This is a genomic window from Actinomadura fulvescens (assembly GCF_039533225.1).
Classification (GTDB): domain Bacteria; phylum Actinomycetota; class Actinomycetes; order Streptosporangiales; family Streptosporangiaceae; genus Spirillospora; species Spirillospora fulvescens.
This window is the reverse complement of record NZ_BAAATD010000005.1, coordinates 156925-183010: the sequence shown is the minus strand read 5'-3', so window position 1 is coordinate 183010 and position 26086 is coordinate 156925. Positions and strand designations below refer to the sequence as shown.

Here is a 26086-nt window from a genome sequence, read left to right as displayed (position 1 = left end):
CTCGGGACTTCGCCCCTCGCCGGGGCTTGCCCCTTGCTCGGGCTTCGCCCCTCGCCGGGGCTCCGCCCCTTTTGCAGGGGCTCCGCCCCCAGCACCCCCATCGGGCTTCGCCCTCTCTCGGGGCTTCGCCCTCTCTCGGGGCTCCGCCCCTTTTGCAGGGGCTTCGCCCCCGGCACCCCCGTAGGGCTTCGCCCTCTCTCGGGGTCCGCCACCTGGTGGGGCTCCGCTCCCGGAACCCCGTAGGGCTCGCCCTTCGCAGGGGCTCCGCCCTTCCCAGCGGGCTACGCCTCCGGCAGCTTCGTGGAGTCCGTCATTGCTGGGGTTTCGCTCTTCGCCTGGGCTCCCGCCCCCTGGGGTCCGCCATCGTGGGGGCTCCGTCCCGAGCGCCCCCGTGGTTCCCGTCCTTGCGGCGGCTCCGCCCTCGGCAGGCCCTTGGGTTCGCCCTTCGTAGGGGAATCTCGCCCGGCACCCCATGGGGCCTCGTCTCTTGCGGGTTCTGCTTGCGGCGCCTCTGGGGCTTCGTCCTTGTCCCAGTTCACGGGGTTCGGGGTTGGCTTCTTTGTGGGTCGATAGCCTGGTGGGATGCGGAGGGTTGTTGGGGCTGCGGGTTTGGATGTTTGTTGCGTGATGGTTTTTGTTGTGATTGGGCGGGCCAATCATGATGAGGGTGCGAGCTTGGGTGGGTTTGTGGGGACGGCTTGGCCGTTCCTGGTGGGGCTCGCCTTGGGGTGGGGGCTTACGCGTGCCTGGCGTGCGCCGTTTGGGGTCGTGCCGGTCGGGGTGGGGGTGTGGGCGGCGACCGTTGGTGTGGGGATGGTGCTCCGGGCGGTCTCCGGGCAGGGCACGGCCTTCGCGTTTGTGGTTGTTGCGACGCTTTTCACCGGGGCGGTGCTGCTCGGCTGGCGGGTGGTGGCTAGGCGCCTAGGGATTTCATGATGAGGGGCCAGGAGCGGTGTAGTTCGTATTTCCAGTAGGGCCAGGTGTGGGTGCCCTTGGCGTAGAGGTGCGTTGTCACCGGGATTTTCAGCTGCTTCAGGCGCTTGAGGAACGGCTGGATGGTGTACCAGCAGAACGCCTCGGCCGGGTCGGCGGCTTGGGCGGTCGGGGGGTCGAGCGGGCCCTTGACGCCATGGCGGGCCACGGAGACGAAGAGTTTCGTGCCGCGTAGGCCGGCGGCCTTCGATACCGGGTCGTGGGCCGCCCAGATGTGGCGCTGGAGGATCGGGTGGCCCCACATCGCGTACTTGTCGGTGAACGGGCCGAGGCCGGACAGGCCCGTCATCAGGACGTCGGGCGCCCCGTTCGTCAAGGTGGAGCCGTAGCCGCTGTACGAGGCGGCGAAGCGGAACATGCCGGGGTGGCGGGCCGCGTAGATCAACGCGCCGTAGCCGCCCGAGGATTGGCCCAGCACCGCGCGCTTCGAGCCCGCTCGGTAGCGCTTCTCCAGGATTGAACGCAGCTCGGTGAGGTGGAACGTCTCCCAGGCCGGGCCGCCGCCGAAGCCGTAGTTCCACCAGTTGGTGTAGCCGCCCGCGTAGCCGCCTTCGGGCATGACGACGAGGACCTGGCGGCGGGCGGCCAGGGCGGCGATGTCGGTCTTCTTGGACCAGGCGGTGTAGCGGTCGTTGCCGCCGTGCAGCGCCCACACGATCGGCCAGGTGCGCTTGGCCTTGCGCGACCAGCCCTTGGGAACGAGCAGGCGGACCTTGAGGGTCTTGCGCATGGCCTTGGACTTCACGGTGAGCTCCAGCATCCGGGCGCTCACCCGCTTCTCGCTGACCGTCGCCTGGGCCGGTTGAACGAGGAGGGCGGCGCCGAGGAGGACGCCGATCGTCAGCGCGGCGGCTCGCCGGATCACCATGGGGGTGACGGTAACAATGGGGCGAATGGTCAGAATATCGCTTGGTGTGCAGAATTTGCGCGACGGGCTTGTCACCGTCCTGACAAGCCCTTTCCAGTTGACGCCGAAGCGGGCCTCCTGGTGAAGTTACCCGCGAGTCACACGTGAAGGGACCCCCGCATGACATCTGCGTTGCGCGACTGGCTGGACAAGCCGAACCCCCGACGAGGCGTCCAACTGGCCGGCGACGACGGAGGCTGGGAGTTCCGCGACTACGGCGAGCTGGCGGCGGCCGCGCGGCGTACGGGTGCCGCGCTCATGGAGGCGGGCGTCCGGCCCGGCGACGTGGTGTGCATGATCCTGCCGACCGACTTCACGTGCATCGAGACGTACTACGGCGTCTGGGCGGCGGGCGCGACCGTGTGTTTGGTCACACCGCCGCTGTTCCAGGACGGCGACGACTACGTGGCGCACGTGGCGGCCATCCTGCGCCAGGCCCGGCCGGTGCTGACGGTCGCCTCGGGTGATCTGGCGCCGCTCGCGGCCCGTGCCATGGAGCAGGCCGGGGTGCCGGGAGAGCCGTGGGAGCCCCGGCAGGCCGAGGCCGAGGCCGACGTGCAGCCGGTGGGCGAGCTGGCGTTGCTGCAGTTCACCTCGGGTTCCAGCGGCGCGCCGAGGGGCGTCATGGTCACCTGGGACAACCTGGAGGCGAACGCGGAGCTCATCGCGCGCAGCGCCGGGTTCGCCGAGCAGGACACCGTCGCCTCGTGGTTGCCGCTGTACCACGACATGGGTCTCATCGGATGTTTCCTCACGCCGATCGCGCGGCAGGCTCAGCTGAAGCTGATGCGGCCTGACCATTTCATTCGCGACCCTGCCCGGTGGATTCGCTGTTTCGCTGAGGCCCGGCACACCGCGGCACCGCCGTTCGCCTACGCCTACGTGGCGCGGCGCGTGAAGCCCGAGCAGCTGGAGGGCGTGGACCTCTCGGGCTGGAAGACCGCGATCATCGGGGCCGAGCCGATCGACCCGCATTCGCTGGAGGTCTTCGCCGAGCTGCTGGAGCCGTTCGGGTTCTCGCGCACGGCGTTCAAGCCCGCGTTCGGCATGGCCGAGACCACCTTGCTGGTCACGCTGGACGAGGCGGAGCGCGATCCGCTGGCGGTACGTCCCGACAACGAGTCGCTCGCGTTCGGGCAGCCGGTGCGGATTCTGGAGCAGCACGAGCTGGGGCCGCAGTCGGTGGGCGCGAAGACCGGCTGGGTGGTCGGGTGCGGCACGCCTCAGGAGGACGTGCCTGTGACGATCGTCGATGACGATGGGCGGGAGCTGCCCGAAGGGTGCCTGGGCGAGATCGTCGTGGGCGGCGAGTCGGCGTGTCCGGGCTACTACGCCGGGGCCGAGGGCAAGTCGACCCGCTTCGCCGACGGCAAGGTCTTCACCGGCGACGCCGGGTTCTTCCACGAGGGCCAGCTCTTCGTGCTCGGCCGGATGGGCGACAGCATCAAGGTGCGCGGCCGTTCGGTGTACGTGGAGGACCTCGAAGCCAAGATCGCCGAGGTGACGCGGCTGGGCAAGGGCCGCATCGTGGTCACCGCCGTCCCGGGGGCCGGCCAGAAGGGGCTCGCGCTGTTCGCCGAGACGACCGACGACTCGTGGGCGCCGGGCGTGCGCGAGATGTTGCGCCGGCGGCTGGGCGACGACGGCGTCGAGGTCACGGTCGTGGTCGGCACCGGCCTGATCCAGCGCACCTCCAGCGGGAAGCCGCGCCGCAGGTTCATGTGGGAACGGCTCCAGGCTGGGAAGATGCCCGGCGCGCGGGTCGTCTGATCACTTATTGCTAAACCTGTCCGCAACGGACAACATGGCACGATGCCCCCTGTTGCCAAAGCGCTCCTCCGCCTGGGCTCGCGCCTGGGTTCCACCGCCCAGAACGCGCTGGAGGTGGCGCGGTTCGGCGGGCTCGACCTCGATACGGACGCCGACGCCTCGCCGTTCGAAGTGGTGACGGAGCAACGGATCTACCGGCTGCGGCACTACTTCCCGGAGGGCGCGGGGCCCGTGGTGCTGCTCGTACCGCCGCTGATGATCACCGCCGAGGTGTACGACATCTCCTCGCGGGTGAGCGCGGTGGGTGTGCTGAGCGAGCTCGGCGTCGATCCATGGGTGATCGACTTCGGCGCGCCCGAACGCGAGCCGGGCGGGCTGGAGCGCACCGTCACCGACCACGTGCTGGCGGTGAGCGACGCGATCGACCGCATCCGGGACGCCACCGGCCAGGACGTGCACCTCGCCGGTTACTCGCAGGGCGGCATGTTCGTCTACCAGGCCGCCGCGTACCGCCGCAGCGAGGGCATCGCGTCACTGATCACGTTCGGCAGCCCCGCCGACATCAGCGTCGGGCTGCCGTTCGGGCTGCCGAGCTGGGTCGCCGCCGAGGGCGCGGGGCGCATCCCCGACCGGCTGCTCGGCAGCGTCGCGGTGCCGGGATGGGTGACGCGCACCGGGTTCCAGCTGCTCAGCCCGGTCAAGTCGGTGCGCAGCCGCATCGACTTCATCCGGCAGCTGCACGACCGGGAACGGCTCGCGCCGCGCGAGCGCCAGCGGCGCTTCCTCGAACGTGAGGGCTGGGTGGCCTGGCCGGGACCCGCGCTGGCGGAGTTCCTGCGGCAGTTCATCCAGCACAACCGGATGCTCACCGGCGGCTTCGTCATCGGCGACCGCCTCGTGACGCTGGCCGACATCTCGTGCCCGGTGCTGACGTTCGTCGGCGAGGTCGACGAGATCGCGCCGCCGCCGATGGTGCGCGGCATCCGCCGGGCGGCGCCACGGGCCAGGGTGTACGAGGCGTCCCTGCGCGCCGGGCACTTCGGCCTGGTGGTGGGCACGCTCGCGATGGCGCAGACGTGGCCCGCCGTCGCCGGCTGGGCGAAGTGGCGCGCCGGGCAGGCCGACCTGCCCGAGATCGTCGTGCCGGTCGAGGGCGAGGAGGGTGCGTCGACCGCGAGCCCGCCCGGCGGGACGGTCGGCTACGGCGTGCAGCTCGCGACCGGTGTCGGCGCGAGTGCCGTGCGTTCGGCCGCGGTGACGGTCTCCCGTGCCGTACGCGGCGGACGCCAGCTCGCCGGTGAGGCCGCGCAGAACCTGCCGCGCCTCGCCCGTCTCGAACGCATCCAGTCCGACACCCGCATGTCGCTCGGGCTGCTCCTCGACGAGCACGCACGGCGGGCGCCGGACGACGTCTTCTTCCTCTACCAGGGGCGGGCGCACACCCAGGGCGCGGCCAAGAAGCGCATCGACGCCGTCGTGCGCGGGCTCATCAGCATCGGCGTCCGGCAGGGCGACGCGGTGGGCGTCTACATGGAGACGAGGCCGAGCGCGCTGGCGCTCGTCGCCGCGCTGAGCCGCCTCGGCGCGGTCGCGGTGCTGCACCGGCCCGACGGCGACCTGGCGCGTGAGATCCATCTCGGCCGTGTCACCCGGATCGTGGCCGACCCGCAGAACGCCTCGCGCGCCTGCGAGCTCTCCGGCGACGTGCCGTGCTACCTGCTCGGCGGCGGGGGAGGGGAGCGCGACCTCGGGCTGCCGCTCACGGACATGGAACGCATCGACCCGGACGAGGTCCCGCTGCCCGGCTGGTACCGGCCCAACCCCGGTCGCGCGGGCGACACCGCGTTCGTGATCTTCACCGGAGACGGCGAACACCTGCGGGCGAGCCGCATCACCAACCGGCGCTGGGCGTTGTCGGCGTTCGGCACCGCCTCGTCGGCCGCGCTCTCCCCGGCCGACACGGTCTTCAGCATCACGCCGCTGCATCATCCGTCCGCGCTGATGATGAGCCTCGGCGGAGCCGTCGCGGGCGGCGCCCGCCTGGCGCTGGCCAGCGCGTACGACCCGGAGACGTTCTGGGACGAGGCGCGGCGTTACGGCGTCACCGTCGCCTCGTACACCTGGTCGCTGCTGCGCGACCTGGTGAACGCGCCGCCGCATCCGGGCGAACGGCACCATCCGGTGCGGTTGTTCATCGGCTCCGGCATGCCGCGCGGGCTGTGGCGGCGGGTCGAGGACCGGTTCGCGCCCGCGCGCGTGCTGGAGTTCTACGCCACCACCGAGGTCGAGGCGATCCTGGTCAACCTGAGCGGCAAGAAGCCCGGCTCGCTGGGCCGCCCGCTGCCCGGCAGCGCCGAGGTACGGCTCGCGCGCTACGAGCTGGAGAACGGGCGCCTCATCGAGGGACCGGACGGCTTCGCCCAGGAATGCGAGCCGAACGAGATCGGCATGCTGGTCGCGCGGGTCAAGCCGGGACGGGTCGCCACGACCGCCCGGGTGGTGCGCGGGGTGTTCCGGCCCGAGGACGCCTGGACGATCACCGGCGACCTGTTCCGGCGCGACGCCGACGGGGACTTCTGGCTGGTCGGCCGGGACGCCGAGCTGATCCGCACGGCCGAGGGCATCGTGCCGCCGGGCCCCATCCGCGACGCCCTCGGCGATCTGCCCTACATCGACGCGGTCGCCGTCTACGGCATCCCGTTCGGCGACACCGAGATGGCCGCGGCCGCCGTCACCCTGCGCGGCGACGGCGAGATCAGGCCGGTCGACCTGTCGGAGGCGCTGCTGCGGGTGGAGCCGGAGCTGCGTCCCGCGGTCGTCCGGGTCGTGGACGACATCCCGGTCACCGCCGGACGCCGTCTGCGCACGGCGCCACTGCGCGACGAGGGCGTTCCGGTGCCCGCCGACGGGCGTACGTACTACCGCGACCGTTCCGGCGCGTACCGGCTCCTCACCGACACCGCGCGCCGCCGCATCATCCGCAACCAGTCCGCCGCCAAGGTCCGCTGATCTGGACATCCGGTCGTCGTGTGCGTTACAACAAAGCTACATATTCCGCACATCTGTTGCACGTCCGGCGCGGCCGGGCGCCCGGAGGGCCCATGGGCACGAGCATCCTCGCAGCACCACCCCGAGGCAGTGACCTCAAGCCGGTGGTCGGAGCACCCGGCCTCCCGTACATCGGCAACACGGTCCAGGTCATGCGCAACCCGTTCGGGGTCGCCCGGAAGCGGTACGCACAGTTCGGCCCGGTCTCCTGGGGCTGGCTGCTCGGCCAGCGGATCGTCACCGTTCAGGGACCCGAGGCCGCCGAAGTGGTGCTGGTCAACCGGGACAAGGCGTTCTCGAACGGACCCGCCTGGAGCTACTTCATCGGGCCGTTCTTCAACCGCGGCATCATGCTGCTGGACTTCGAGGAGCACCTGCACCACCGGCGCATCATGCAGCAGGCGTTCACCCAGGCGCGGCTGCGCTCCTACATGGAGGCCATGGCGCCCGGGATCGGCAAGGGCCTCGACGCCTGGCGGCCGGGCGGCGGGTTCAAGGTGTACGACCACCTCAAGCAGCTCACGCTCGACCTGGCGACGGACGTCTTCATGGGCGTGGAACTGGAACGTGCCGAGGCCGACCGGGTCAACGGCGCGTTCATCGACGCCGTCCGCGCCGGCACCGCCTACGTGCGCTTCCCGGTGCCCGGGCTGCGCTGGCACAAGGGCCTCAGGGCGCGCAAGGAACTGGAGGCCTTCTTCCGTGCGCACCTGCCCGCCAAGCGGCGCGACGGCGGCGACGACCTGTTCGCCGCGTTGTGCCAGGCGGAGACCGACGACGGCCATCGCTTCACCGACGACGACGTCGTCAACCACATGATCTTCGCGTTGATGGCGGCGCACGACACCACCACGATCACGCTCACGACGATGGCGTACTACCTCGCCAAGTACCCCGAGTGGCAGGAACGGGTGCGGGAGGAGTCGTCGGCCCTCGGAAAGCCGGTGCTGGAGTTCGACGACCTCGCCGAACTCAAGTCGATCGACCTGGTGATGAAGGAGGCGACGCGGCTGCTGGCCCCCGTGCCCGCGCTGCCGCGGCGGGTCGTCAAGGACACCTCGATCCTCGGCTACCACATCCCCGCCGGGACGACCGTCGTCGTTCCGGCGCTGACCAACCACCACATGCGCCAGTGGTGGCCGGACCCCGAACGGTTCGACCCCGAACGCTTCGCCGACGACCGCCGCGAGGACAAGGTCCACAAGTACGCGTGGGCGCCGTTCGGCGGCGGCGCGCACAAGTGCATCGGCATGCACTTCGCCGGGATGCAGGTCAAGAGCATCCTGCACCAGTTCGTCCAGCGGTACCGGTGGCGTGTGCCCGCGCGGTACGAGTGGCCGCTCGACACGACCTCACTGCCGTCGCCCAAGGACGGGCTGCCCGTCAAACTGGAGTTGATTTCATGAGCAAGGTCATCGCCATCACCGGCGCGGCGCGCGGCATCGGCTTCGCCACCGCCCGCGCGCTGAAGGCCAAGGGCGCCACGGTCGTGATCGGTGACATCGACGAGGAGGCCGCCAAGGAGGCCGGCGACCGGCTCGGCGTCCAGGCGTTCACGGTCGACGTCACCTCGCGCGAGTCGTTCGAGGCGTTCCTAGGCAAGGCCGAGACAGGCGGGCTCGACGTGCTCGTCAACAACGCGGGCATCATGCCGATCGGCCCGGTCACGGCCGAGAGCGACGCCGACGCGCGCCGGTGCATGGACATCAACGTGCACGGCGTCATGCTCGGCACCAAGCTCGCCCTTGACCGCATGCTCCCGCGCGGACACGGCCACGTCATCAACATCGCCTCGATCGCGGGCGTGCTGCCGACGCCCGGACTGGCCCTCTACAACGCGAGCAAGGCCGCCGTCATCGCGTTCACCGAGGCCACGCGGCTGGAGGTACAGGAGCGCGGCGTCCACGTCTCGGCGGTGCTGCCCACGTTCACCAACACCGACCTGATCGCGGGCACCCGCAGCCCCAAGGGCCAGAAGAACGCCGAGCCCGAGGACATCGCGGCGGCCGTCGTCGCGCTCGTCGGCAGGCCCCGCGCGCAGGTCACCGTCCCGGCGAAGCTCGCCGCCCAGATCCGCTTGGGCGGTCTCTTCCCGGACCGCCTCAAGCAGGCCATCGCGCGCCGCTACGGCCTCGACAAAATCTTCCTGGAGTACGACACGGACGCACGCAAGTCCTACGACGCCCGCATCCGCACCTGACCCACCCCAGCGAAGACGGCCGTCCCCTAGCGGGGGCGGCCGTTGCGGCGGAAGGCTGCTCTCGCCTGCGGGAGGTAGCGGACGGCCTCTGGCAGCAGTGGCCAGGCGCGGTTGAGCCGTCGTACTCCGGCTGCGAAGCGCTGATAGCGGCGTTCGTCGGCGGCGCTCCACGGCAGGTTGAGGAGCTCGCGCATGCGGGGATGCATGCCGCCCACCGTGATGAAGCGGGCCACGGAGTTGAGCGGCGGCGAGACCGTACGCCACAGCTTGGCCGGGACCTTGGGCGGGGCGGGCAGGCCCTTGGTGGCGTAGCCGACGCCGTAGCGGGCGGTCTTGTGCGGGACGATGACCTCTTCGAGCATGTGCTTCCAGTACGCCTGGAAGGCCTCCCAGTCTTCGGGCATGCTCCGGTCGCTCACCCCGTACAGGCGGAACCAGGTCTTGGACTCCTCGTAGATCCGGCGCTTCTCGGCCTCGCTGAGAGGCCGGATGAACGTCTCGGTCCCGTACAGCATGGTCTCGAGGAAGGTCGCGTGCGCCCAGAAGTAGGTCTCCGGATCGAGCGCGTGATAGCGGGAGCCGTCCGGCATCGTGCCCTTGATCTCGCGGTGGTAATCGCGGACCTGCCGTCCGGTCTCCGCCGACCGCGAGCCGCCGTACACCGTGTTGAGGATCGGCCCGGCCGAACGCTTGAGACGGGCGAACGTCTCGGAGAAGAAGACCGAGTGGTCCAGAACTCCCTGACCGAGGGCGGGAAGCATGTTCTGCAGGACGGCCGCACGTGGTCCGACCAGCAACATCCGCGTGTCGCCGAAGTGCCGCCAGGTCAATGAGTCCGGGCCGAGCGACTCGGGGTCCTTGGTCATGCGCACCGCCAGGAGAAGCAGGGAGACAGAACTACGAATATTGTAGCTGTGTCTCGTCTCGCGATACAGTAGGCAATAGGGTTATGACCATGGAAGCCTCGCTGACCGGGCTGCTCGCCGCCGCCCCCGACACCGACGATCTGGACACCCGGATCCTCGATGCCGCCTTGGCGGAGTTCGAGACGTACGGGCTGCGCCGCGTCAGCGTCGAGGACGTCGCCAAGCGCGCCGGAGTCGCCCGCACGACGATCTACCGCCGGTTCACCAACAAGGAGCAGCTCCTCCAGGCCGTGATCCTGCGCGAGGTGCGCCGCTTCCTCACCGCCATCGCCGCCGCGACCGAAGACCTGCCCACCCCCGAGGACGCCGTGGTCGAGGGCTTCGTCGCCGGCCTCCAGGGCGCGCGCACCCACCCGCTCATGACGCGGGTCCTGCAGAGCGAGCCCGAGGCGTTCCTGCCGCAGCTCAGCATGAACGGTGGCGCCGTCATGGTCGCCGCCCGCGACATCCTCGCCGACCGCCTGCGCCGCGCCCGGCCGGACGACCCTCAGGACTTCACGACGGTCGCCGAGGTGCTCCTGCGCGTCGCGGTCTCCCTGCTGCTCGTCCCCGGCGGCGGCCTGGCCCTGGACGACGAGTCCGCCATCCGCGCCTTCGCCCGCGACCACCTGACCCGCATGCTCCACCCGCACTGAGGCCCTTCAGGCGCGAAGTGTCTTGAGGGCGTCGCGAAGCAGGCCGGAAGCCTCGTCGCGGTGGACGCGTGACAGCGTCGTCCAGACGCGGGCGGCGATACGGCGGTCATAGCGGATGAACGTCGCCAGCGTCACCCGGTCGGTCTCGATGTGGACGACCAGGTGGCCGGTGAGCATCCAGCCGCGGGCCTCCAGCCTGATCCAGCCGTCGCCGCGTTCGGCGATCCTCCACCCGGCCACGGACGTCACCGAACGGCGCCACCTCAGGCGCAGGCCGAGCAGCACCCGCCAGACGAACTGGCCCATGAGGGCGGCGACGTCCTCGAACAGCGCGCGGGCCCACTGTTCCGGCGTCCAGCACCCGGCGTCGCTCGCGACCAGCGTGAAGGCGTCGGCGTAGTCGGTGATCGGGCTCGTCGCGCGGATCGCCGCGGGGAGCTCGTGCTGCTGGACGACGGTCGTCTCGGTCGTTGTGATCTTCATTTCACCTGTTCTTCTCTCCGGTAGATGCCACCGATCGGCAACGTAACATACGTACATGCATGTACGTAGGTCGAGCGAGCCGGAGGTACGAGCGTGAGGCTGTCGAAGACCGAGCACAGGACGCGGCCATGGCGCGTCCACGAGATCGCCGCCGACTTCCAGACCGAAGACGTGTGGGCGGTGCGGACGCCGGGCGGCGGCCCGGACGACCTACCGCGGATGGTGTCGAGCCTGATCTCTGCCGACTTCCCCGCCGGTGCGCCGCTTCCCGTGCGCGTGGTCTGGAACGTCCGGTGGAAGCTCGGCGCGCTGTTGGGCTGGGACCGCGAGAAGGACGGCATCGGCCGGCGGGTGCCGTCGCTCATGACGCGCATGCCGGACGATCTGGTCGCCGCGCCTCGGGGTCCGGAGTTCGAGGGCGTCCCGTTCACCTCGCTCTACCAGCTCCACGACGAGTGGGCGGCGGAGATGGCCAACCGGACCGTGCACACGATCATGCACGTCGGCTGGGTCCCGGACGGGTCGGGCGGCTACCGGGGGCAGCTGACGGTCCTGGTGAAGGGCAACGGGCGGTTCGGCGCCGCGTACCTGGCGGCGATCATGCCGTTCCGGCGTCTGCTCGTGTTCCCGGTGCTGCTGAGACTGATCGAGCGAGGCTGGCGGCAGTCCGCTCCGGCGGCCGGATGATCGAGCCCGCTCGGGCGGGCGGGTAAATCGATTGCCTGATGTCGGTGGTGTTTCCTATCGTTGAGGTGTCGACGCGGGGTGGAGGCAATTCGGAAGCCCACCGGTCTCATAAGCCGGGTTATGCAGGTTCAAATCCTGTCCCCGCCACTGAATCGAAGCCCGGGTCGCGTTCAAGGGGCCCGGGCACGAAGTATTGTTAGCGTCCGGGGAAGAAATGTTGAGGATTTTCTGTTATTAGGGGAGTAGAGCGCGTAGACTCTCGTCTAGCCGGTCGTAGGGCCTACTTCTCGGGGCGATTCGCCTCGACGCAAGCCGCAGCGGCTTCCCGGCGGCACCCGCCCGCCGGTACGAAAGCCCACCGGCCGATCGCATTCCCCCTGATTCAGACCTGCGTGTTCCCGCAGGTCGGCGATGGAGATTCCCCGTGACGCCCAGCCATGCCACCCGTAAGGTGGAAACCCTGTCCGTGCTCCGCAGACCCGCGTACACCGTCGCCCGGTTGCGCGGCGAGCTCGACCTCGCCACCGCGCCGTCCCTGCGGGAACGGCTCTCGGCCGTGCCCCGGACCGACACGCGCCTGCTGATCCTCGACCTCGCGGCCGTGTCGTTCTGCGACGCGACCGGACTGACCGTGCTGACCTCCGTGCGCCGCCGTGCCTCCGTGCTCGGTGTCGCCCTCGTGGTGGCGGCGCCCTGCCCCCAGCTGACCAAGCTGCTGCACGCCACCGGGTTGGAGCGCGACTTCACCGTCCGCGCGACCGTGGCCGACGCGCTCGCATGGCCGCTCACCCGGCACGCCGCCGTCAGGCCGTCCTGCGCCAAGGCGTCGGTCCTCCGTTGATCACACCGAAGCTCAGCCTCGGTGTGATGGCCCGGTCGCGCAAGGAGAACGAGCGACGGCTGCCGATCCACCCGCTTCACCTGGCGCGGATCGAGCCCGTGCTGCGTTCGAAGATCTTCCTCGAACGCGGGTACGGCGACGACTTCGGGATGTCGGACGAGCAACTGGCCCCCCTGGTCGCCGGGATGCTTCCGCGCGACCGGGTCATCGCGGAATGCGACGTCATCCTCAATCCCAAGCCCCTGGCGCAGGACCTGGCGGAGCTGCGCGAAGAGCAGATCCTCTGGGGCTGGCCGCACTGCGTCCAGGACCGGGAGGTCACGCAGCTGGCCATCGACCGCAGGCTGACGCTCATCGCGTTCGAGGCGATGAACCACTGGTCCCCCGACGGTGGATTCAACCTGCACGTCTTCCACAAGAACAACGAACTGGCGGGCTACTCCTCGGTCCTGCACGCCCTTGCGCTCACGGGAGTGACCGGCGACTACGGCCGCCGGTTGCGGGCGGCCGTCATCAGCTTCGGAGCGACCGCGCGCGGCGCGGTGACCGCCCTCAACGCGCACGGCGTCCACGACGTGCATGTCCTCACCCACCGCGGGGTCACCGCGGTGGCCTCGCCGATCCACTCGTCGAGCATCGTCCACTTCGACCATGACGCCGACCGGCCGTCCCGCACCCGTGCCCTCGTCGACGGGACGCCGGTGCCGATGGCCGCCTTCCTCGCCGGGCACGACATCATCGTCAACTGCGTGCTGCAGAACACCGACGCCCCGCTGATGTTCGCCGCGGCGGACGAGCTGAAGACGTTCGCGCCGGGCACGCTCATCGTCGATGTGTCCTGCGACGCCGGGATGGGGTTCGAATGGGCCCGGCCGACCACGTTCATCGAGCCGATGTTCACGGTGGGCGACAACGTCCGCTACTACGGCGTCGACCACAGCCCGTCGTACCTGTGGGACTCGGCCACCTGGGAGATCAGCCAGGCACTGCTCCCGCATCTGCGGACGGTGCTCGCCGGCCCGGCGGCCTGGGACGCCGATCAGACGATCCGGCGCGCCATCGACATCCGCGGGGGAGTCGTACGGAATCCGGCGATCCTGTCCTTCCAGGGACGCGAGGCGAGTTACCCGCACGGGGAGCGGCGCACCGCCTGACGCCGGTTTCGTGGAGGACGGCCGCTCGCGTACGCTCGTTTGAACTTCGTTCTAGAACGGGTGGGGCGCATGGAGACGGTTGTTCGGACGACGTACGGCAAGGTGCGCGGCAAGATCGAGGACGGCGTCGCGGCCTATCTGGGCATTCCCTACGCCGCACCGCCGTTCGGCCCCCACCGTTTCCAGGCACCCCGGCCACCCGAGGCCTGGGAGGGCGTGCGCGACACCACGCAGTACGGGCCGACCGTGCCCAAGCCGCGCTATCCGAAGCCGTACGACACGCTCCTGCCCGACCCTGTGGTGCCGGGTGACGACTGCCTCAACCTGAACGTGTGGACTCCCGGTGGCTCCGGGCTGCCTGTCATGGTGTGGATCCACGGCGGAGCGTTCCGCAACGGCTCGGGCGCGGTGGACATCTACAACGGCCGGACGTTCGCGCGCGACGGCGTGGTGTGCGTGACGATCAACTACCGGCTGGGCGTCGAGGGCTTCGCCAACCTGCCGGGCGCGCCGCTCAACCGCGGGCTGCGCGACCAGATCGCGGCACTCGAATGGGTCCGTGACAACATCACGGCCTTCGGTGGCGACCCGGACCAGGTCACGGTGTTCGGCGAGTCGGCCGGCGCGATGAGCGTCACCACGCTGCTCTCGCTCGACCTGGGTCTCTTCCACCGGGCGATCGCGCAGTCCGGTGCCGGCAGCATCGCCCAGTCGCCCGACGACGCGCTGCTGGTCACCAAGGAGATGGCCGTCCGGCTCGGTGTCGAACCCACCGCCGAGGGCTTCGCCGCGCTCGACCCGGCCACGATCATCCCGGTGCAGGCCGCGGTCGCCGCCGAGGTCGCCGCACTGCCCGACCCCGGCCGCTGGGGCCGGACGACCGCGGCGGCCGCCATGTCGCTCATGCCGGTGCTGGACGACGACCTCTACGTCCGGCGCGCCGAGGACGCGATCGCCGACGGCGCGGGCCGCGGCGTGGACCTGCTCATCGGCTACACGGCCGAGGAGTTCCGCCTCTTCCTGATGCCGAACGGCCTCGCCGACGTCCTCACGCCCGACCTGGTCAACTTCGTCGCCACCGGCTTCGGCATCGCCCCTTCCGTCACCGCCGCCTACCGTGACCGTCACGCCGACCTGTCGGCCGGTGAGGTACTGGCCCTGCTGATCACCGACAGCTTCTTCCGCCTGCCCGCCAACCGCGTGGCCGAGACCCACACGCCGACCTGGATGTACGAGTTCGCCTGGTGCTCGCCCAACCTGGACCTGGGCGCCTGCCACGCCCTCGAACTCGGCTTCGTCTTCGACAACCTGCGCTCGCCCGACGCCCTCGGCATGGCGGGCGAGAACCCGCCCCAGGCCCTGGCCGACGTCATGCACAAGGCCTGGGTCGACTTCGCGGTCCACGGCGACCCGGGCTGGCCGCGCTTCGACCCGTCCACCCGTTCGGTCAAGGTCTTCGACGGCATCAAGAACGAGGTCGTCCCCGACCCCCGAGCCGAAGACCGCCTGACCTGGACGCCGTGACAAACCGTGACATGTAGTCGTTCGGACACGAAGCGTGTCCGGCGTCCCATAACTTTGCCGTCATGCCGTCAAAAAAGCATGAGGCCCCGTTAATCCTCATTAGAGAGAATCCCGATCTGGCTCGACACCTCTGCGCCCAAATGGGCGTTGCCGTGCCCGAGAACTGTCAGGCGCAACTCACCTCGGAAGACGCCACCGAAGTCAGGCCGCTCGCCAAGGACAAGACGATCGTCTTCCGCGACGGATCGGGCACCGCCAGGCTGGCGGTGGTCTACGAAGTCCAGATGCGCTTCGAGAAGGGCAAGCACCGGAGCTGGCCGATGTACCTGGCCTCCGCTCGTTACTACAACGACTGCCCGTCGGTGCTTCTCGTCGTCTGCCCAGACGCCACGGAAGTCTCCGCCTGCGCGGCGCCGATCGACCTGGGCCATCCGGGACTGATCCTCAAACCACTGGTCATCAGCCCCGTGTCCCTCAAGAAGGTCACGAGCCTGGAGGACGCGGCCGCCGACGTGGAGCTGGCGGTCATGTCAGGGCTCATGCACGGCGACGGCGCGGACGGGGAAGTTATCCTTGAGGTGGTGGCCGAGGCGCTCGCCGCCGCGGACGACGACAAGAAGAAGCACTACCTCGACCTTCTGATGTCCACGCTGGTGGAACCCAGGGGCCACTTCCTGAAGGAGCTGCTCATGAGTACACAGTACGAATACACCAGCGACCTCTTCCGCGGCCTCCACGAAGAGGGCGAGCGAAAGGGCGAAGCGAGGGGCAAGGCGGAGGGCAAGGCGGAGGGCAAGGCGGAGGGCAAAGCGGAGGGCTTGGCGACGTCGCTTCTGCGCATGCTCGCGAAGCGCGGGATCGCGGTCGACGCTGAGTCCGAGGCGCGCATCCGGGCTTGCCTGGACACCGACCAGCTTGAACGGTGGCTGGACCGGGTCCTCGACGTCACCCGCATCGAGGAGCTCTTCGCCGAGTGATCGGGGCCGGGGGTCGGCGGTTGCCGTCGCCTTCGACGCGCATCACCTCGATCTTCGGATGTCCACGCTGGTGGAACCTCGGGGCCAGTTCCTGAAGGAGCGCTCATGAGTACCCAGTACGAATACGCCAGTGACCTCTTCCGCAGCCTTTACGAAGAGGGCAAGCGAAAGGGCAAAGCGAAGGGCAAAGCGAAGGGCAAAGCGAAGGGCAAAGCGGAGGGCAAGGCGGAGGGCTTGGCGACGTCGCTTCTGCGCATGCTCGCGAAGTGCGGGATCGCGGTGGATGCTGAGTCTGAGGCGCGCATCCGGGCTTGTCTGGACATCGACCAGCTTGAACGGTGGCTGGACCGGGTCCTCGAGATTGGCCGCATCGAGGAGCTCTTCGCCGAGTGATGTTGGGCCCGGCAGCACACGCCGCCGGGCCCAGGCACATCAGGTCGCCAGGCGGAAGCCGGCGCCTACGCCGCCGTTGGCCTTCATCTCGTCGAGGATGCTCAGGATGGGCGAGCCGTGCTGTGCGCCCCAGGCGTTGCCGACGAGGGTCTGGCCGACCGCCACGGGTGAGCCTGAGTCGCCCGCCCACGTCCAGATGGTGTGGGTGAACCACTTGCCGCTGGTGCCCACCTTCATGCCGCAGGTCAGGCCGGTCGTGTGGCCTTCCTTGCACATGATGGTGCCGTTGGCCGGGGGAGGCCCGATCGAGGTGAGCGTGACTCCGCCGACCGTGGGAGTCGGGTCGACCTTGGCCGGGTCAAGCTTGATCACTGCGAAGTCCAGGCCGGGAGGGCCTCCGGACAGGAGGTTGTTGGGCGTGCTCACGTAGGTCACCTTGCCGATGACCCCGGCCTCCAGGTCGGCCTCCACCTTGGAGGCCCAGTTCGTGCTCGTTCCCGACGGGCTCTTGTCGCGGTAGACGTCCTCGCCGACGAGCTTCGTGCCGTCGCTGGTGATGAAGCAGTGGGCGTTGGTCAGTCCGACCAGGTTGCCGGACCGGTCGTGTCCCACGGCGGTCAGCGTGCAGCCGCCGGTGGTGGTCGCCGTCGGCTCCCCGGGAGCGCCCGCGTCGAAGGCGATGCCGCTGCCGCCGCCGAGCGTGACGGCGGCGTTCGCCGCTGGGGAGGTGACAGCCGAGATGCCGGTCGCAAGGGAGAGGACGGCGAGAGCCTTCGCCGCCCGGCCGCGCATTGTTCGTGACATGAGAACCGCTCCCGTCTCAAACAAACAGTGACGTCTGTCAGTAAACGACGGCTGTCGCGACATGTCCAGGGCTCAGCGATCGGCCGACACTTCGACGCGCACTGACGCGGGCCACCTGCCAGTCGAGGGCCACCTGATCGAGGATGTAGACGCCCGTCGTATCGACGCGCTTCATGACGACCGGTTCGTCCCACACCTCGATCGCGGCCGTTCCGTGGCCGGTCAGGTAGTAGCCGCGGTCGCGGTCATCGATGTTCCGGGCCTTCGGTACGCGACGACTTTGATCTCCGCTGGCTCTGAGTACACGTGTACTGGCGCTCGCGGCCTCCGGCTTGCGTGTGGGTGGCCTGCGTGAGGGGCATGGCGCGAAGGGTCTGCCTCAGTTGGAAGGCGCTGGTCGAGCTTGTTGCGGGTTAGGGAGTTTTGGGGCGGTAGCGCAGGAGGGTTATGCCTGAGCGGAAGGGGCGGGTTTCTGCTAGGTGCAGCTTTGGGATTCGGGTTGCGTTGGGGAAGAGGCGTTCGCCTTGGCCAAGGACCGTTGGGTAGACGAAGAGGCGGTACTCGTCTACCAGGTCGGCGTTGATGAGCGCGTGGACGAGTTTGATGCTGCCGGTTGTGACGATGTCCTTGCCCGGCTGGGACTTGAGGGCCTGGATCTCGTCGTTGAGAGGGCCGTTCAGGATGGTGGTGTTTTCCCAGGCGGGGTCTTGCATCGTGCTGGAGACCACGTACTTGGACACTCTGTTGAGGTAGTCGCTGACGCCGGACGGGTCGTCGGACTGGTGCGGCCAATAGCCTCGCATCTGCTCGAACGTCACGCGGCCCAGGAGCAGGCCGTCGGCCGCTTCGGTGTGTTCGCGGAGTGTCTCGATGAGGTCGGTCTGGTCGATATCGGGATCGTTGGCGACGTTGAACCATCCTTCGGTCGCGTCGATGACTCCGTCGAGGGTGATGTTCTCGGTGACGATCAGGTCTCTCATAGGGAGGTAGACCTGCGGGGGCGGCTGGACTCATCTTCGGTTAGGTCGGAGATATATTCGGGTTATGCGAAGTGATGCGCCGCCGCTGTTGCCGATCTTCCGGTCGCGGCATCAGGCTGATCTGCTGACCGTGCTGTTCTTCCATCCGGAGCAGGACTTCACGCTGGCCGAGCTCTCCAGGCGGCTGGGGGTGTCGATGTCCACGCTGCACGGCGAGGTGGGACGGCTGCTGGACGCGGAGCTGATCACCGCGCGGCAGGTGGGGCGTTCGCGGCTGTTGCGGGCCAATACCGGGCACCGGGTCGCTGATGCTCTTGCCCTGCTCCTCACGTTGACGTTCGGGCCTCAGGTGGCTGTGGGGGACGCGTTCGGGGGAGTGGCGGGAGTGCGGGCGGTGTTGATCTTCGGGTCGTGGGCGCGGCGTTATGGGGGTGAGGCGGGGCCGGCGCCGAACGACGTGGACGTGCTCGTGCTGGGGGACGACGTCGATCGTGATGGCGTCTACGAGGCGGCGGAGGCGGCTCAGGATCGGTTGGGGTTGCCGGTCAATCCGGTCGTGCGGCCCGCCGGGCGGTGGCTGACCGATTCTGATCCGCTCGTCCAGCAGGTCAAGGCGTCGCCGTTCGTGGTCGCGTACGGTGACCTTCCGGCGGACGGGTGAGGTGTCATGGCGCGATGGGCACGAGGCGAGGCCGTCATCGAACGGATGATCGCCACCGGGGAACTCCAGAAGGTGCAGGGTCCGGCCGCCGACGGCGAACCCTGGCTGGCCAAGGCACAGCGCACTCATGCCTCGGCTGTTGTGCTCGCTGATACCGATCGGGATAGTGCGTACGTGCTGGCCTATGACGCGGCGCGGCTCGCCGGCACCGCGTTGCTCGCCCACCAGGGGCTCCGGCCGACGACCAAGGGCGGGCATCTGGTCGTGGACGAGGCGTTGCGCGCCCAGTTCGGCGAGGTGTTCAGGCCGTTCAGGGGACTGCGCATCCGCCGCAACGAGCTTGAGTATCCGGCGTTCCCCGGGGACGGCGCGGACGAGGCCGAGATCGAGAAGGCGCTCGCCGGCGCCGATCAGATCGTGAAGGCCGCGCGGAAGCTGATCGCCGAGGTCGGAATCTTCTGAGGTTGCCAGTTTGGCAACAAGGTTTGTCGGTTTCGGTACGGGTCGGCCACAGTGTGGGCATGGCTGACAAGAAGTACGACGTCATCGTGGTCGGCGGCGGTGCGGCCGGGCTCAGCGGAGCCCTGGCTCTGGCACGCTTCCGGCGTTCGGTCCTGGTGATCGACGCGGGCGAGCCGCGCAACGCCCCGGCCGGACATATTCACAACTATCTGGGACGTGAGGGCACTCCTCCTGGCGAGCTGCTGGCCATCGGGCGAGGCGAGGTCGAGTCGTACGGCGGCGAGATCGTCCCCGGGACCGTGACCTCGGCTCGGAAGACGGACGGTTTCCAGGTCGAGCTGGCCGACGGCAGCGCCGTGCACGGGCGGAAGTTGCTGATCACTACTGGGCTGGTGGACGAGCTGCCCGACGTTCCGGGCGTCAAGGAACGGTTCGGGCGCGACGTTCTGCACTGCCCCTACTGCCACGGCTGGGAGGTACGCGACCAGGCGATCGGCGTCCTCGGCACCAACCCGTTCGGGTTGCACCAGGCCAAGCTCTTCAGTCAGTTGAGCGCCGATGTGACCTATTTCGTCCACACCGGGCCCGTTCCGGATGAGGGCGAACGCGAGCAGTTGGGCAAGCGCGGGATCACGTTCGTTGACGGCGAGGTCGCCGAGATCGAGGTCCGTGACGATCGGATCACCGGTGTCCGGCTGCGTTCGGGCGAGGTCGTCGCGCGCCAGGCCGTCGTGGTCTCACCGCGTTTCACGGCGCGGGCGGACGTGTTCGAGTCGCTCGGGCTGAAGGCGGTCGAGCTGGAGATGGGCGGCCATGTCTTCGGCAGCCACATCCCGGCCGACGCGAGCGGCGCCACGTCGGTGCCGGGCGTCTACGTAGCAGGTAACGTCACCGACCTCAAGGCCCAGGTCATCTCGTCCGCCGCCGCCGGGCTGAACGCCGCAGCGATGATCAACAACGAGCTCGTCGAGGAGGACGTCCAGAATGTTCGATGAGAAGTACTGGGAGGAGCGCTACAGCTCTTACGAGCACGTGTGGAGCGGGCAGCCCAACGTCCAGCTGGTCGCCGAGGTCGCCGATCTGCCTCCGGGCACCGCGCTCGACGCCGGTTGCGGTGAGGGCGCGGACGCCGTATGGCTAGCCGAACGTGGCTGGCGGGTCACGGCGGTCGACTATTCCAGGACCGCGCTCGAACGCGGCGCCACGCACGACCCGACCAAGAGCGTCGAGTGGGTGCAGGGCGACGCGGGCACCTGGGAGCCGGGCAGGCGGTTTGACCTGGTCACGTCGCACTACGCGCATCCGGGGGGCAGCCAGCGGGAGGCGCTCTTCACCCGGCTGGCCGGGATGGTGGCGCCGGGCGGCACCCTGCTGATCGTCTCGCACCACCCGTCCGACATGGAGACCCGCCCTCACGCTCCGCAAATGCCTGAGCTGTTCTTCACCGCCGAGGAGGTCGTGGAGCTGCTTCCCGGGGACGAATGGGAGATCGTCACCGCCGAGGCCCGGCTCCGTACCCAGAAGTACCCGGACGGCCAGGAGATCGCGGTACAGGACACCGTCCTCAACGCCCGCCGCCGTTCCTGAGGGAGGCCCGGATACCTGCGCACTAGCGAAGCATGCGGCGGCGCTGACCGAGACCGGCGTGATCCTATGGCTGGCCGAGAACCCGGTCGGCCACGTATTCGGCGATCGCGAGGGACGAGGTGGCCGCGGGCGACGGGGCGTTGCGGACGGTGGTGACGGGGCCGATCGAGCCGATGCGGAAGTCGTCCACCAGCGAGCCGTCCGCGTCCACCGCCTGCGCCCGCACTCCGGCGGGCGCGGGCACCATGTCGGCGGCGGTCAGTTCCGGTACGAAGGCCCGCGCCTCGGCGAGGAACGCGCGCTTGACCACCGAGCCGTACATCTCCTTTAGGCCGGTCCGCCAGTGGCGCCTGGCCAGCCGCCGGAAACCGGGCCAGCGCAGCGTCTCCCACAGCTCGGCCGGACGGACGTCACGGCGGCGGTAACCCTCGCGGGCCAACGCCAGCACGGCGTTAGGGCCGACATCGACGCCGCCGTCCACGCGCCGCGTGAAGTGCACGCCGAGGAACGGATAGCGCGGATCGGGCACCGGATAGATGAGCCCGCGTACGAGCTCCGTGCGGGCCGGAACGAGGCGGTAGTACTCGCCTCGGAACGGCACGATCGCGGGCTCGGGCGCGTCTCCCGCCAGTCGCGCCACCCGGTCGGAGTGCAGCCCGGCGCACACGACCAGACGATCGAACGTCAGCTCCTCGTCCGGCGAGGAGACCACGACCCGGGCGCCCGCGCGCCGCATCCGTACGACCTCGAAGCCGAGCCGGACCTCTCCGCCCGCCTTGGCCACGTCGTCGGCGTACGCGCGGGCCACGGCCGGGAAGTCGACGATCGCGGTGGTGGGGGAGTTCAGGGCCGCGACGCCGGTCGCGTGCGGTTCGAGCTCGCGGAGCCCGGCGGCGGACAGGCGGCGCAGGCCGGGCACGCCGTTCGCGGTCGCGCGCCGTTCGATGTCGGCGAGGGCGCCGAGCTCGCCGGCGGAACGCGCGATCACGACCTTGCCGCACTCGTCGTAGGGCAGGCCGCGATCGGCGCAGTAGTCCTTGAGGAGTCCGATGCCGCGCCGGCACAGGGTGGCCTTGAGCGATCCGGGGGCGTAGTAGAGCCCGGCATGCGCGACGCCGCTGTTGTGGCCGGTCTGGTGGGCGGCGATCCGGTCCTCCTTGTCGAGGACCGTGACCGCGGCGTCCGGGCGCAGCTCGGCGAGCCGCCTGGCCACCGCGAGGCCGAGAACGCCCGCGCCCACCACGCCGATCCGAGTCACGAGCCGATGCTCGCACACCCGCGCCCGGCGGTCGTGCTCGCGCATCCGCCCCGGGCGGTCGTGGTCGCACACCCGCGCCCGGCAGTCGTGCTCGCGCATCCGCCCCGGGCGGTCGTGCTCGCGCATCCGCGCCCGGCGGCCCGCCGCGGGATCAGCTGCCGAGGCGCTTGCGGCCCTGGGAGCGCACCCGCTTGCGCTGGGAGGGGTCGAGCATGAGGTAGCCGACCAGCGGCGCGCCGACCACGCCGAGGATGATCAATGCGCTGAGCCACCACGGAAAGATGAACAGGGTCAGGAAGCCAACGACGACACCGCCGATGACGAGTTTGGTCTGGGTGGACATCTCCTACCTCCGTACGGCCGCCCACTCATGAAACGAGCGCAACGGGGCGACCGGTTCCACGATATGTCGCGAGTCGGGGAGAGTCCAAAGATCGCGGCGTGTGACCGTTCAGATGCGGAGCGACAGCTGGCCGCCGCCCAGGGTGCGCAGGACGTCGGCGTGCAGCTTGCCGTTAGTGCAGACCACGCTGCCGCCGTCCGGCCCCGGGACGCCCGACAGGTCGGTGAACATGCCGCCCGCCTCTTCGACGATCACTTGCAGGGCAGCCAGGTCCCACAGCGAGACCTCGGGTTCGGTGGAGATGTCGACGGCGCCCTCGGCGACCATCATGTGCGACCAGAAGTCGCCGAAGGCGCGGGTGCGCCACACCGCGCGGCCGAGGTCGAGGAAACGTTCCAGCCGTCCCTGCTCCTCCCAGCCGCTGAGGCTGGAGAACGAGAGCGAGGCGTCCGACAGCTCGGCGACGGACGAGACCTGCAACCGGGTGGCGCGCGAGAGGCTGCGGCCCGTCCAGGCGCCGCTGCCGCGCGCCCCCCACCACCGGCGGTTGAGCGCGGGCGCGGAGACCAGGCCGACGACCACCTCGTCGGCCTCCATCAGCGCGATGAGGGTGGCCCACACCGGTACGCCGCGCACGAAGTTCTTGGTGGCGTCGATAGGGTCGATGACCCAGCAGCGAGCGCCGTATCCCGTCCGGCCGTACTCCTCACCCAGGACGGCGTCGCGGGGACGGGCCCGCTTGAGGGTGCCGCGGATCTGCTCCTCGACGCTGCGGTCGGCGTCACTGACCGGGGTCAGGTCCGGCTTGGTCTCGATGCTCAGATCGAGCGCCTTGAACCTCTTGGTCGTGATGTCGTCGGCCGCGTCCGCCAGCACATGGGCGAGACGCAGGTCATCGGAATAGCCTGCCACGGCGTGACACGCTACCGTGATCACGGCGTGCGCCGACACTCTTACCGCGGGGAAGAACCTTCGGCGGCCGGACAAGGCGTTGCGACCGGCTCATCGGCCCCATTGATGGGAACATGGGCGGATGGCGCACGACCTTCCCGGGTGGGTGGCCGAACTGACCGACCCACGCCGGGCGCAGACGCTCGAAGAGCTCGCCGACCGGCTCGTCCCGCTCGCCGAACACGCGATCGACGTGTCCCGGCGGCTGCAGGCACAGCTCAACGAGCTGAACGACCCGTTCCGCCGCGAGGCGTTGTACGGACGGGTCGAACGGCTCAAGAGCCGGGCCTCGGAGGCCCTCGACGAGATAGCGGCCGAGATCGGGGCGTCCGGCGAGAGCCGGATCGAGAAGATCTGGGCCGGCTGGATCGAGCGGACCGAGACCGGCGACCGCGACACCGCCAAGGTCAGGGAGCTGCGGCGCCGCCTGGAGAGCGACGTGGTGCCGGTGCTCACCGCGCAGCAGCAGGAGGTGGCCGCTCAGGTCGCCGCCCGGACGTCGGCCGCGCTGGAGGAGGCCACCCAGACGCTGCTCACCCGGGTCGAGGAGCTGGCCAAGGCGGTCACCGACCTGATCCACGAGGTGCTGCCGCTGGCCCGCGAGGGGCTCACGCTCGCCAGCCGGATCTCCGCGCTGTCCAGCCAGGCGCGCAAGGCGGGACGCGGGCCGATCACCGACGAGCTGGAGGAGGCCCGGACCGAGACCTCCCGTGCCTTCGACGAGGCGGTCGCCCGGCTGGAGCTGGAGTGGGCCGCGCTCGGGGCACGTTCGGCGACGGTGCGGGCGGCGCTGCGCGGTGCAGAGGAGACCGCGTTCAGCCATGTGACGACCGCGATGACGTTGTGCGTGGAGGACCTGGCGCCCGACCACGTGAAGGTCCTGAACGAGGCGGAGGAACGGGCCAACGAGGTCTACGACGAGCTCACTGAGGGCTGAGCCCGGGGCGGCTAGGCCCGGGTCAGCTGGGCCCGGGGCGGCTAGGCCCGGTCATCCGATCGCTTGCGGGAAGCGGAAGAGTCGTCCCGGGTCGTACGCGGCCTTGACCTTGGTGAGGCGGTCGAGGTTGGTCCCGTAGTACGCCCGGCGCCAGTCCGCCAGCTCCGGGTCGATGTAGTTGACGTACGCGGCGCCGCCCGCGTACGGCTCCATGGCGCGGTGGGTGCCGCGCAGCCAGTCGCGGTCGTCGCCGTTCGCCAGGTACTGGACGCAGAACAGTCCCTGGCGGTGCGGGAACGCGGTGTCGGCGGGCCGCAGCCGTCCGATGGCGCCGCCCAGCGCGTCCATGAGCGCCGACCGTCCCGGCGTCTCGTTGCCGCGCGTGAACCGTGCGACCAGCGCGGCGATGCCGTCGTCGGAGAGCGGGCGCAGCACGACGTGTGACTTGCCCGAGTAGTCGGTCCGGGGGAAACGTCCTGACGGGCGCCGTCCCGGCAGCGTGCCCTCGCCGTGGCAGCCGTCGATCGTCCGGCCCGCGCAGCCGCCCACCTGCTGCATGGTCGCCAGGTACGAGCGGCGCTGGAGGTTCGGCCCGTCCGGGTCGACGCCCACGGCGGCGGCGAGCCGGTCGAGGTCGGAGCCGGCGTCGGAGAGCGCCACCCCGGTGATCTCGACGGTCGGAGTCCCGGACGAGGGCTCGGTGTTGAGCTGCACGCTGGTCCAGACCCCGTCGTCGGCGGACGGCGACCAGCGCTGCCAGCCCCTGATCACGGCGGCCGCCTGTGACCACGGCCAGCGCAGATCGAACGTGGACAGCGCGGCGGCCTCGTGCGTGCGGTAGGTGAACTCCACCGCGACCCCGAAGTTGCCGCCGCCACCGCCGCGGCACGCCCAGAACAGCTCGGGCTCCCGGTCGGCGTCGCAGGTGAGGACGCGGCCGTCGGCGGTCACGACCCGTACCGACTCCAGAACGTCGCACGTCAGCCCGTACGCGCGCGACAGGACCCCGAGACCGCCGCCCAGCGTCAGCCCCGCGACGCCCACGGTCGGGCACGTGCCCGCGGGCACGCCCCGGCCCGCGCGCGAGAGCCGGTCGTACAGGTCGATCAGCCGGGTGCCCGCGCCGACCACCGCCCGCCCGCCGTCCGGCTCGACCGCGTCCATCGACGACACGTCGATGACCAGGCCTGATCCGGTGGACCAGCCCGCGTAGCCGTGCCCGCCGCAGCGAACCGCCACCGGCAGCCGCAGCCGGGCCGCGAACGCGACGCACTCGGCCACGTCCTGGGCGTGGTCGCAGTACACGATCCCCGCCGGGCGGACGCGGTCGTAGCGCGGGATGTAGAGACGGCGGGCCTGGTCGTAGGAGGCGTCTCCCGGCCGGATCACCCGTCCGTCCAGGTTGCGGGCGAGCGCGTTCCAATCGGCTGGGCCGGTCGGAGCGGGCGAGCGGGGCGAGGCGGGGGTGCGCCGCGGGGACGGGCGCGGCTCGTCCGACGAGCACCCCGCCGCGAGGGCGCCCAACGCTGTGGCCGCAAGAAACCCGCGCCGTTCCATGCGGCCAT

General features: G+C 70.0%; 26 protein-coding genes and 1 tRNA gene. 18 read left to right on the top strand and 9 right to left on the bottom strand.

The annotated features are described in order from the left end of the window. The first annotated feature begins 582 nt into the window (after positions 1-582). On the top strand, positions 583-936 hold the full coding sequence (locus ABD333_RS19890; protein ID WP_344542951.1) for a DUF3054 domain-containing protein: 354 nt from the start codon (positions 583-585) through the stop codon (positions 934-936). On the opposite strand, the gene ABD333_RS19885 is transcribed toward ABD333_RS19890, so the two are convergent. Next, entirely contained in the window at positions 914-1861 is a 948-nt protein-coding gene (locus tag ABD333_RS19885) for an alpha/beta hydrolase (RefSeq protein ID WP_344542949.1), read from the bottom strand. The two genes, ABD333_RS19890 and ABD333_RS19885, sit on opposite strands and share 23 nt — an antisense overlap. 159 nt (positions 1862-2020) lie before the next feature. Here ABD333_RS19885 and ABD333_RS19880 point away from each other — a divergent pair, with 159 nt between their 5' ends. From ABD333_RS19880 to ABD333_RS19865, 4 genes are all read left to right on the top strand, one after another. Then, positions 2021-3670: an AMP-binding protein gene (locus ABD333_RS19880; RefSeq protein ID WP_344542947.1), complete on the top strand. Its 1650-nt coding sequence runs from the start codon at positions 2021-2023 to the stop codon at positions 3668-3670. A 42-nt stretch (positions 3671-3712) separates the two neighbouring features. Further along, on the top strand, positions 3713-6679 hold the full coding sequence (locus tag ABD333_RS19875; protein WP_344542945.1) for an AMP-binding protein: 2967 nt from the start codon (positions 3713-3715) through the stop codon (positions 6677-6679). A 92-nt stretch (positions 6680-6771) separates the two neighbouring features. Beyond that, on the top strand, positions 6772-8124 hold the full coding sequence (locus tag ABD333_RS19870) for a cytochrome P450 (RefSeq protein ID WP_344542942.1): 1353 nt from the start codon (positions 6772-6774) through the stop codon (positions 8122-8124). Then, positions 8121-8918: an SDR family oxidoreductase gene (locus ABD333_RS19865; protein WP_344542940.1), complete on the top strand. Its 798-nt coding sequence runs from the start codon at positions 8121-8123 to the stop codon at positions 8916-8918. The genes ABD333_RS19870 and ABD333_RS19865 overlap by 4 nt, the downstream gene beginning before the upstream one ends. A gap of 26 nt (positions 8919-8944) precedes the next feature. Here ABD333_RS19865 and ABD333_RS19860 read toward each other — a convergent pair whose 3' ends face one another. Beyond that, a complete protein-coding gene (locus ABD333_RS19860) occupies positions 8945-9784 on the bottom strand; it encodes an oxygenase MpaB family protein (RefSeq protein WP_344542939.1) in 840 nt (279 codons plus the stop codon). 89 nt (positions 9785-9873) lie between these two features. Here ABD333_RS19860 and ABD333_RS19855 point away from each other — a divergent pair, with 89 nt between their 5' ends. Continuing rightward, positions 9874-10479, top strand: a complete 606-nt coding sequence (locus ABD333_RS19855) for a TetR/AcrR family transcriptional regulator (RefSeq protein ID WP_344542937.1) — start codon at positions 9874-9876, stop codon at positions 10477-10479. A 6-nt stretch (positions 10480-10485) separates the two neighbouring features. Here the strand turns inward: ABD333_RS19855 and ABD333_RS19850 are convergent, their stop codons facing one another. Then, positions 10486-10962, bottom strand: coding sequence for a hypothetical protein (locus ABD333_RS19850; protein ID WP_344542935.1), 477 nt, complete (start codon positions 10960-10962; stop codon positions 10486-10488). Between the two features lie 93 nt (positions 10963-11055). Here ABD333_RS19850 and ABD333_RS19845 point away from each other — a divergent pair, with 93 nt between their 5' ends. The 7 genes from ABD333_RS19845 (at position 11056) to ABD333_RS19815 (ending at position 16538) form a co-directional block, all read left to right on the top strand. Beyond that, complete coding sequence (locus tag ABD333_RS19845; RefSeq protein ID WP_344542933.1) at positions 11056-11649, top strand: DUF2867 domain-containing protein; 594 nt, start codon at positions 11056-11058, stop codon at positions 11647-11649. Positions 11650-11721: 72 nt separating this feature from the next. Next, positions 11722-11796: transfer RNA gene (locus ABD333_RS19840), tRNA-Met, on the top strand. Between the two features lie 277 nt (positions 11797-12073). Then, complete coding sequence (locus ABD333_RS19835) at positions 12074-12490, top strand: STAS domain-containing protein (protein ID WP_344542931.1); 417 nt, start codon at positions 12074-12076, stop codon at positions 12488-12490. After that, positions 12487-13644: a N(5)-(carboxyethyl)ornithine synthase gene (locus ABD333_RS19830; protein ID WP_344542929.1), complete on the top strand. Its 1158-nt coding sequence runs from the start codon at positions 12487-12489 to the stop codon at positions 13642-13644. Before ABD333_RS19835 ends, ABD333_RS19830 begins: the two co-directional genes overlap by 4 nt. 69 nt (positions 13645-13713) lie before the next feature. Beyond that, complete coding sequence (locus tag ABD333_RS19825) at positions 13714-15168, top strand: carboxylesterase/lipase family protein (protein WP_344542927.1); 1455 nt, start codon at positions 13714-13716, stop codon at positions 15166-15168. Between the two features lie 62 nt (positions 15169-15230). Then, positions 15231-16145 (top strand): RpnC/YadD family protein, encoded by a 915-nt coding sequence (locus ABD333_RS19820; protein ID WP_344542925.1) that lies wholly within the window; start codon positions 15231-15233, stop codon positions 16143-16145. A 105-nt stretch (positions 16146-16250) separates the two neighbouring features. Then, complete coding sequence (locus ABD333_RS19815) at positions 16251-16538, top strand: hypothetical protein (RefSeq protein WP_344542923.1); 288 nt, start codon at positions 16251-16253, stop codon at positions 16536-16538. 39 nt (positions 16539-16577) lie between these two features. Here the strand turns inward: ABD333_RS19815 and ABD333_RS19810 are convergent, their stop codons facing one another. Next, positions 16578-17342, bottom strand: a complete 765-nt coding sequence (locus tag ABD333_RS19810; RefSeq protein WP_344542921.1) for a trypsin-like peptidase domain-containing protein — start codon at positions 17340-17342, stop codon at positions 16578-16580. Positions 17343-17755: 413 nt separating this feature from the next. Continuing rightward, positions 17756-18322, bottom strand: a complete 567-nt coding sequence (locus ABD333_RS19805; protein ID WP_344542919.1) for a dihydrofolate reductase family protein — start codon at positions 18320-18322, stop codon at positions 17756-17758. A gap of 64 nt (positions 18323-18386) precedes the next feature. Between ABD333_RS19805 and ABD333_RS19800 the strand changes: the two genes are divergently transcribed. From ABD333_RS19800 to ABD333_RS19785, 4 genes are read left to right on the top strand one after another with little or no spacing between them, the layout of a single operon-like run. Further along, positions 18387-18983: a hypothetical protein gene (locus ABD333_RS19800; protein ID WP_344542917.1), complete on the top strand. Its 597-nt coding sequence runs from the start codon at positions 18387-18389 to the stop codon at positions 18981-18983. Between the two features lie 6 nt (positions 18984-18989). Then, positions 18990-19445, top strand: a complete 456-nt coding sequence (locus ABD333_RS19795) for a hypothetical protein (protein WP_344542915.1) — start codon at positions 18990-18992, stop codon at positions 19443-19445. Positions 19446-19504: 59 nt separating this feature from the next. Next, positions 19505-20440, top strand: coding sequence for an NAD(P)/FAD-dependent oxidoreductase (locus tag ABD333_RS19790; RefSeq protein ID WP_344542913.1), 936 nt, complete (start codon positions 19505-19507; stop codon positions 20438-20440). Next, complete coding sequence (locus ABD333_RS19785; protein WP_344542911.1) at positions 20430-21032, top strand: class I SAM-dependent methyltransferase; 603 nt, start codon at positions 20430-20432, stop codon at positions 21030-21032. The genes ABD333_RS19790 and ABD333_RS19785 overlap by 11 nt, the downstream gene beginning before the upstream one ends. Positions 21033-21096: 64 nt before the next feature. Here the strand turns inward: ABD333_RS19785 and lhgO are convergent, their stop codons facing one another. From lhgO to hisN, 3 genes are all read right to left on the bottom strand, one after another. Continuing rightward, the gene (lhgO, locus tag ABD333_RS19780; RefSeq protein ID WP_344543737.1) at positions 21097-22335 is read right to left on the bottom strand and encodes an L-2-hydroxyglutarate oxidase; all 1239 of its coding nucleotides are present in this window, start codon (positions 22333-22335) and stop codon (positions 21097-21099) included. 106 nt (positions 22336-22441) lie between these two features. Further along, a complete protein-coding gene (locus ABD333_RS19775) occupies positions 22442-22633 on the bottom strand; it encodes a hypothetical protein (RefSeq protein WP_344542909.1) in 192 nt (63 codons plus the stop codon). A 108-nt stretch (positions 22634-22741) separates the two neighbouring features. Then, positions 22742-23545, bottom strand: a complete 804-nt coding sequence (gene hisN / locus ABD333_RS19770; RefSeq protein WP_344542907.1) for a histidinol-phosphatase — start codon at positions 23543-23545, stop codon at positions 22742-22744. Positions 23546-23666: 121 nt separating this feature from the next. Between hisN and ABD333_RS19765 the strand changes: the two genes are divergently transcribed. Continuing rightward, the gene (locus ABD333_RS19765; protein ID WP_344542905.1) at positions 23667-24521 is read left to right on the top strand and encodes a hypothetical protein; all 855 of its coding nucleotides are present in this window, start codon (positions 23667-23669) and stop codon (positions 24519-24521) included. A gap of 51 nt (positions 24522-24572) precedes the next feature. Here the strand turns inward: ABD333_RS19765 and ABD333_RS19760 are convergent, their stop codons facing one another. After that, on the bottom strand, positions 24573-26078 hold the full coding sequence (locus ABD333_RS19760; RefSeq protein ID WP_344542903.1) for an FAD-binding oxidoreductase: 1506 nt from the start codon (positions 26076-26078) through the stop codon (positions 24573-24575). Between the last annotated feature and the right edge of the window lie 8 nt (positions 26079-26086).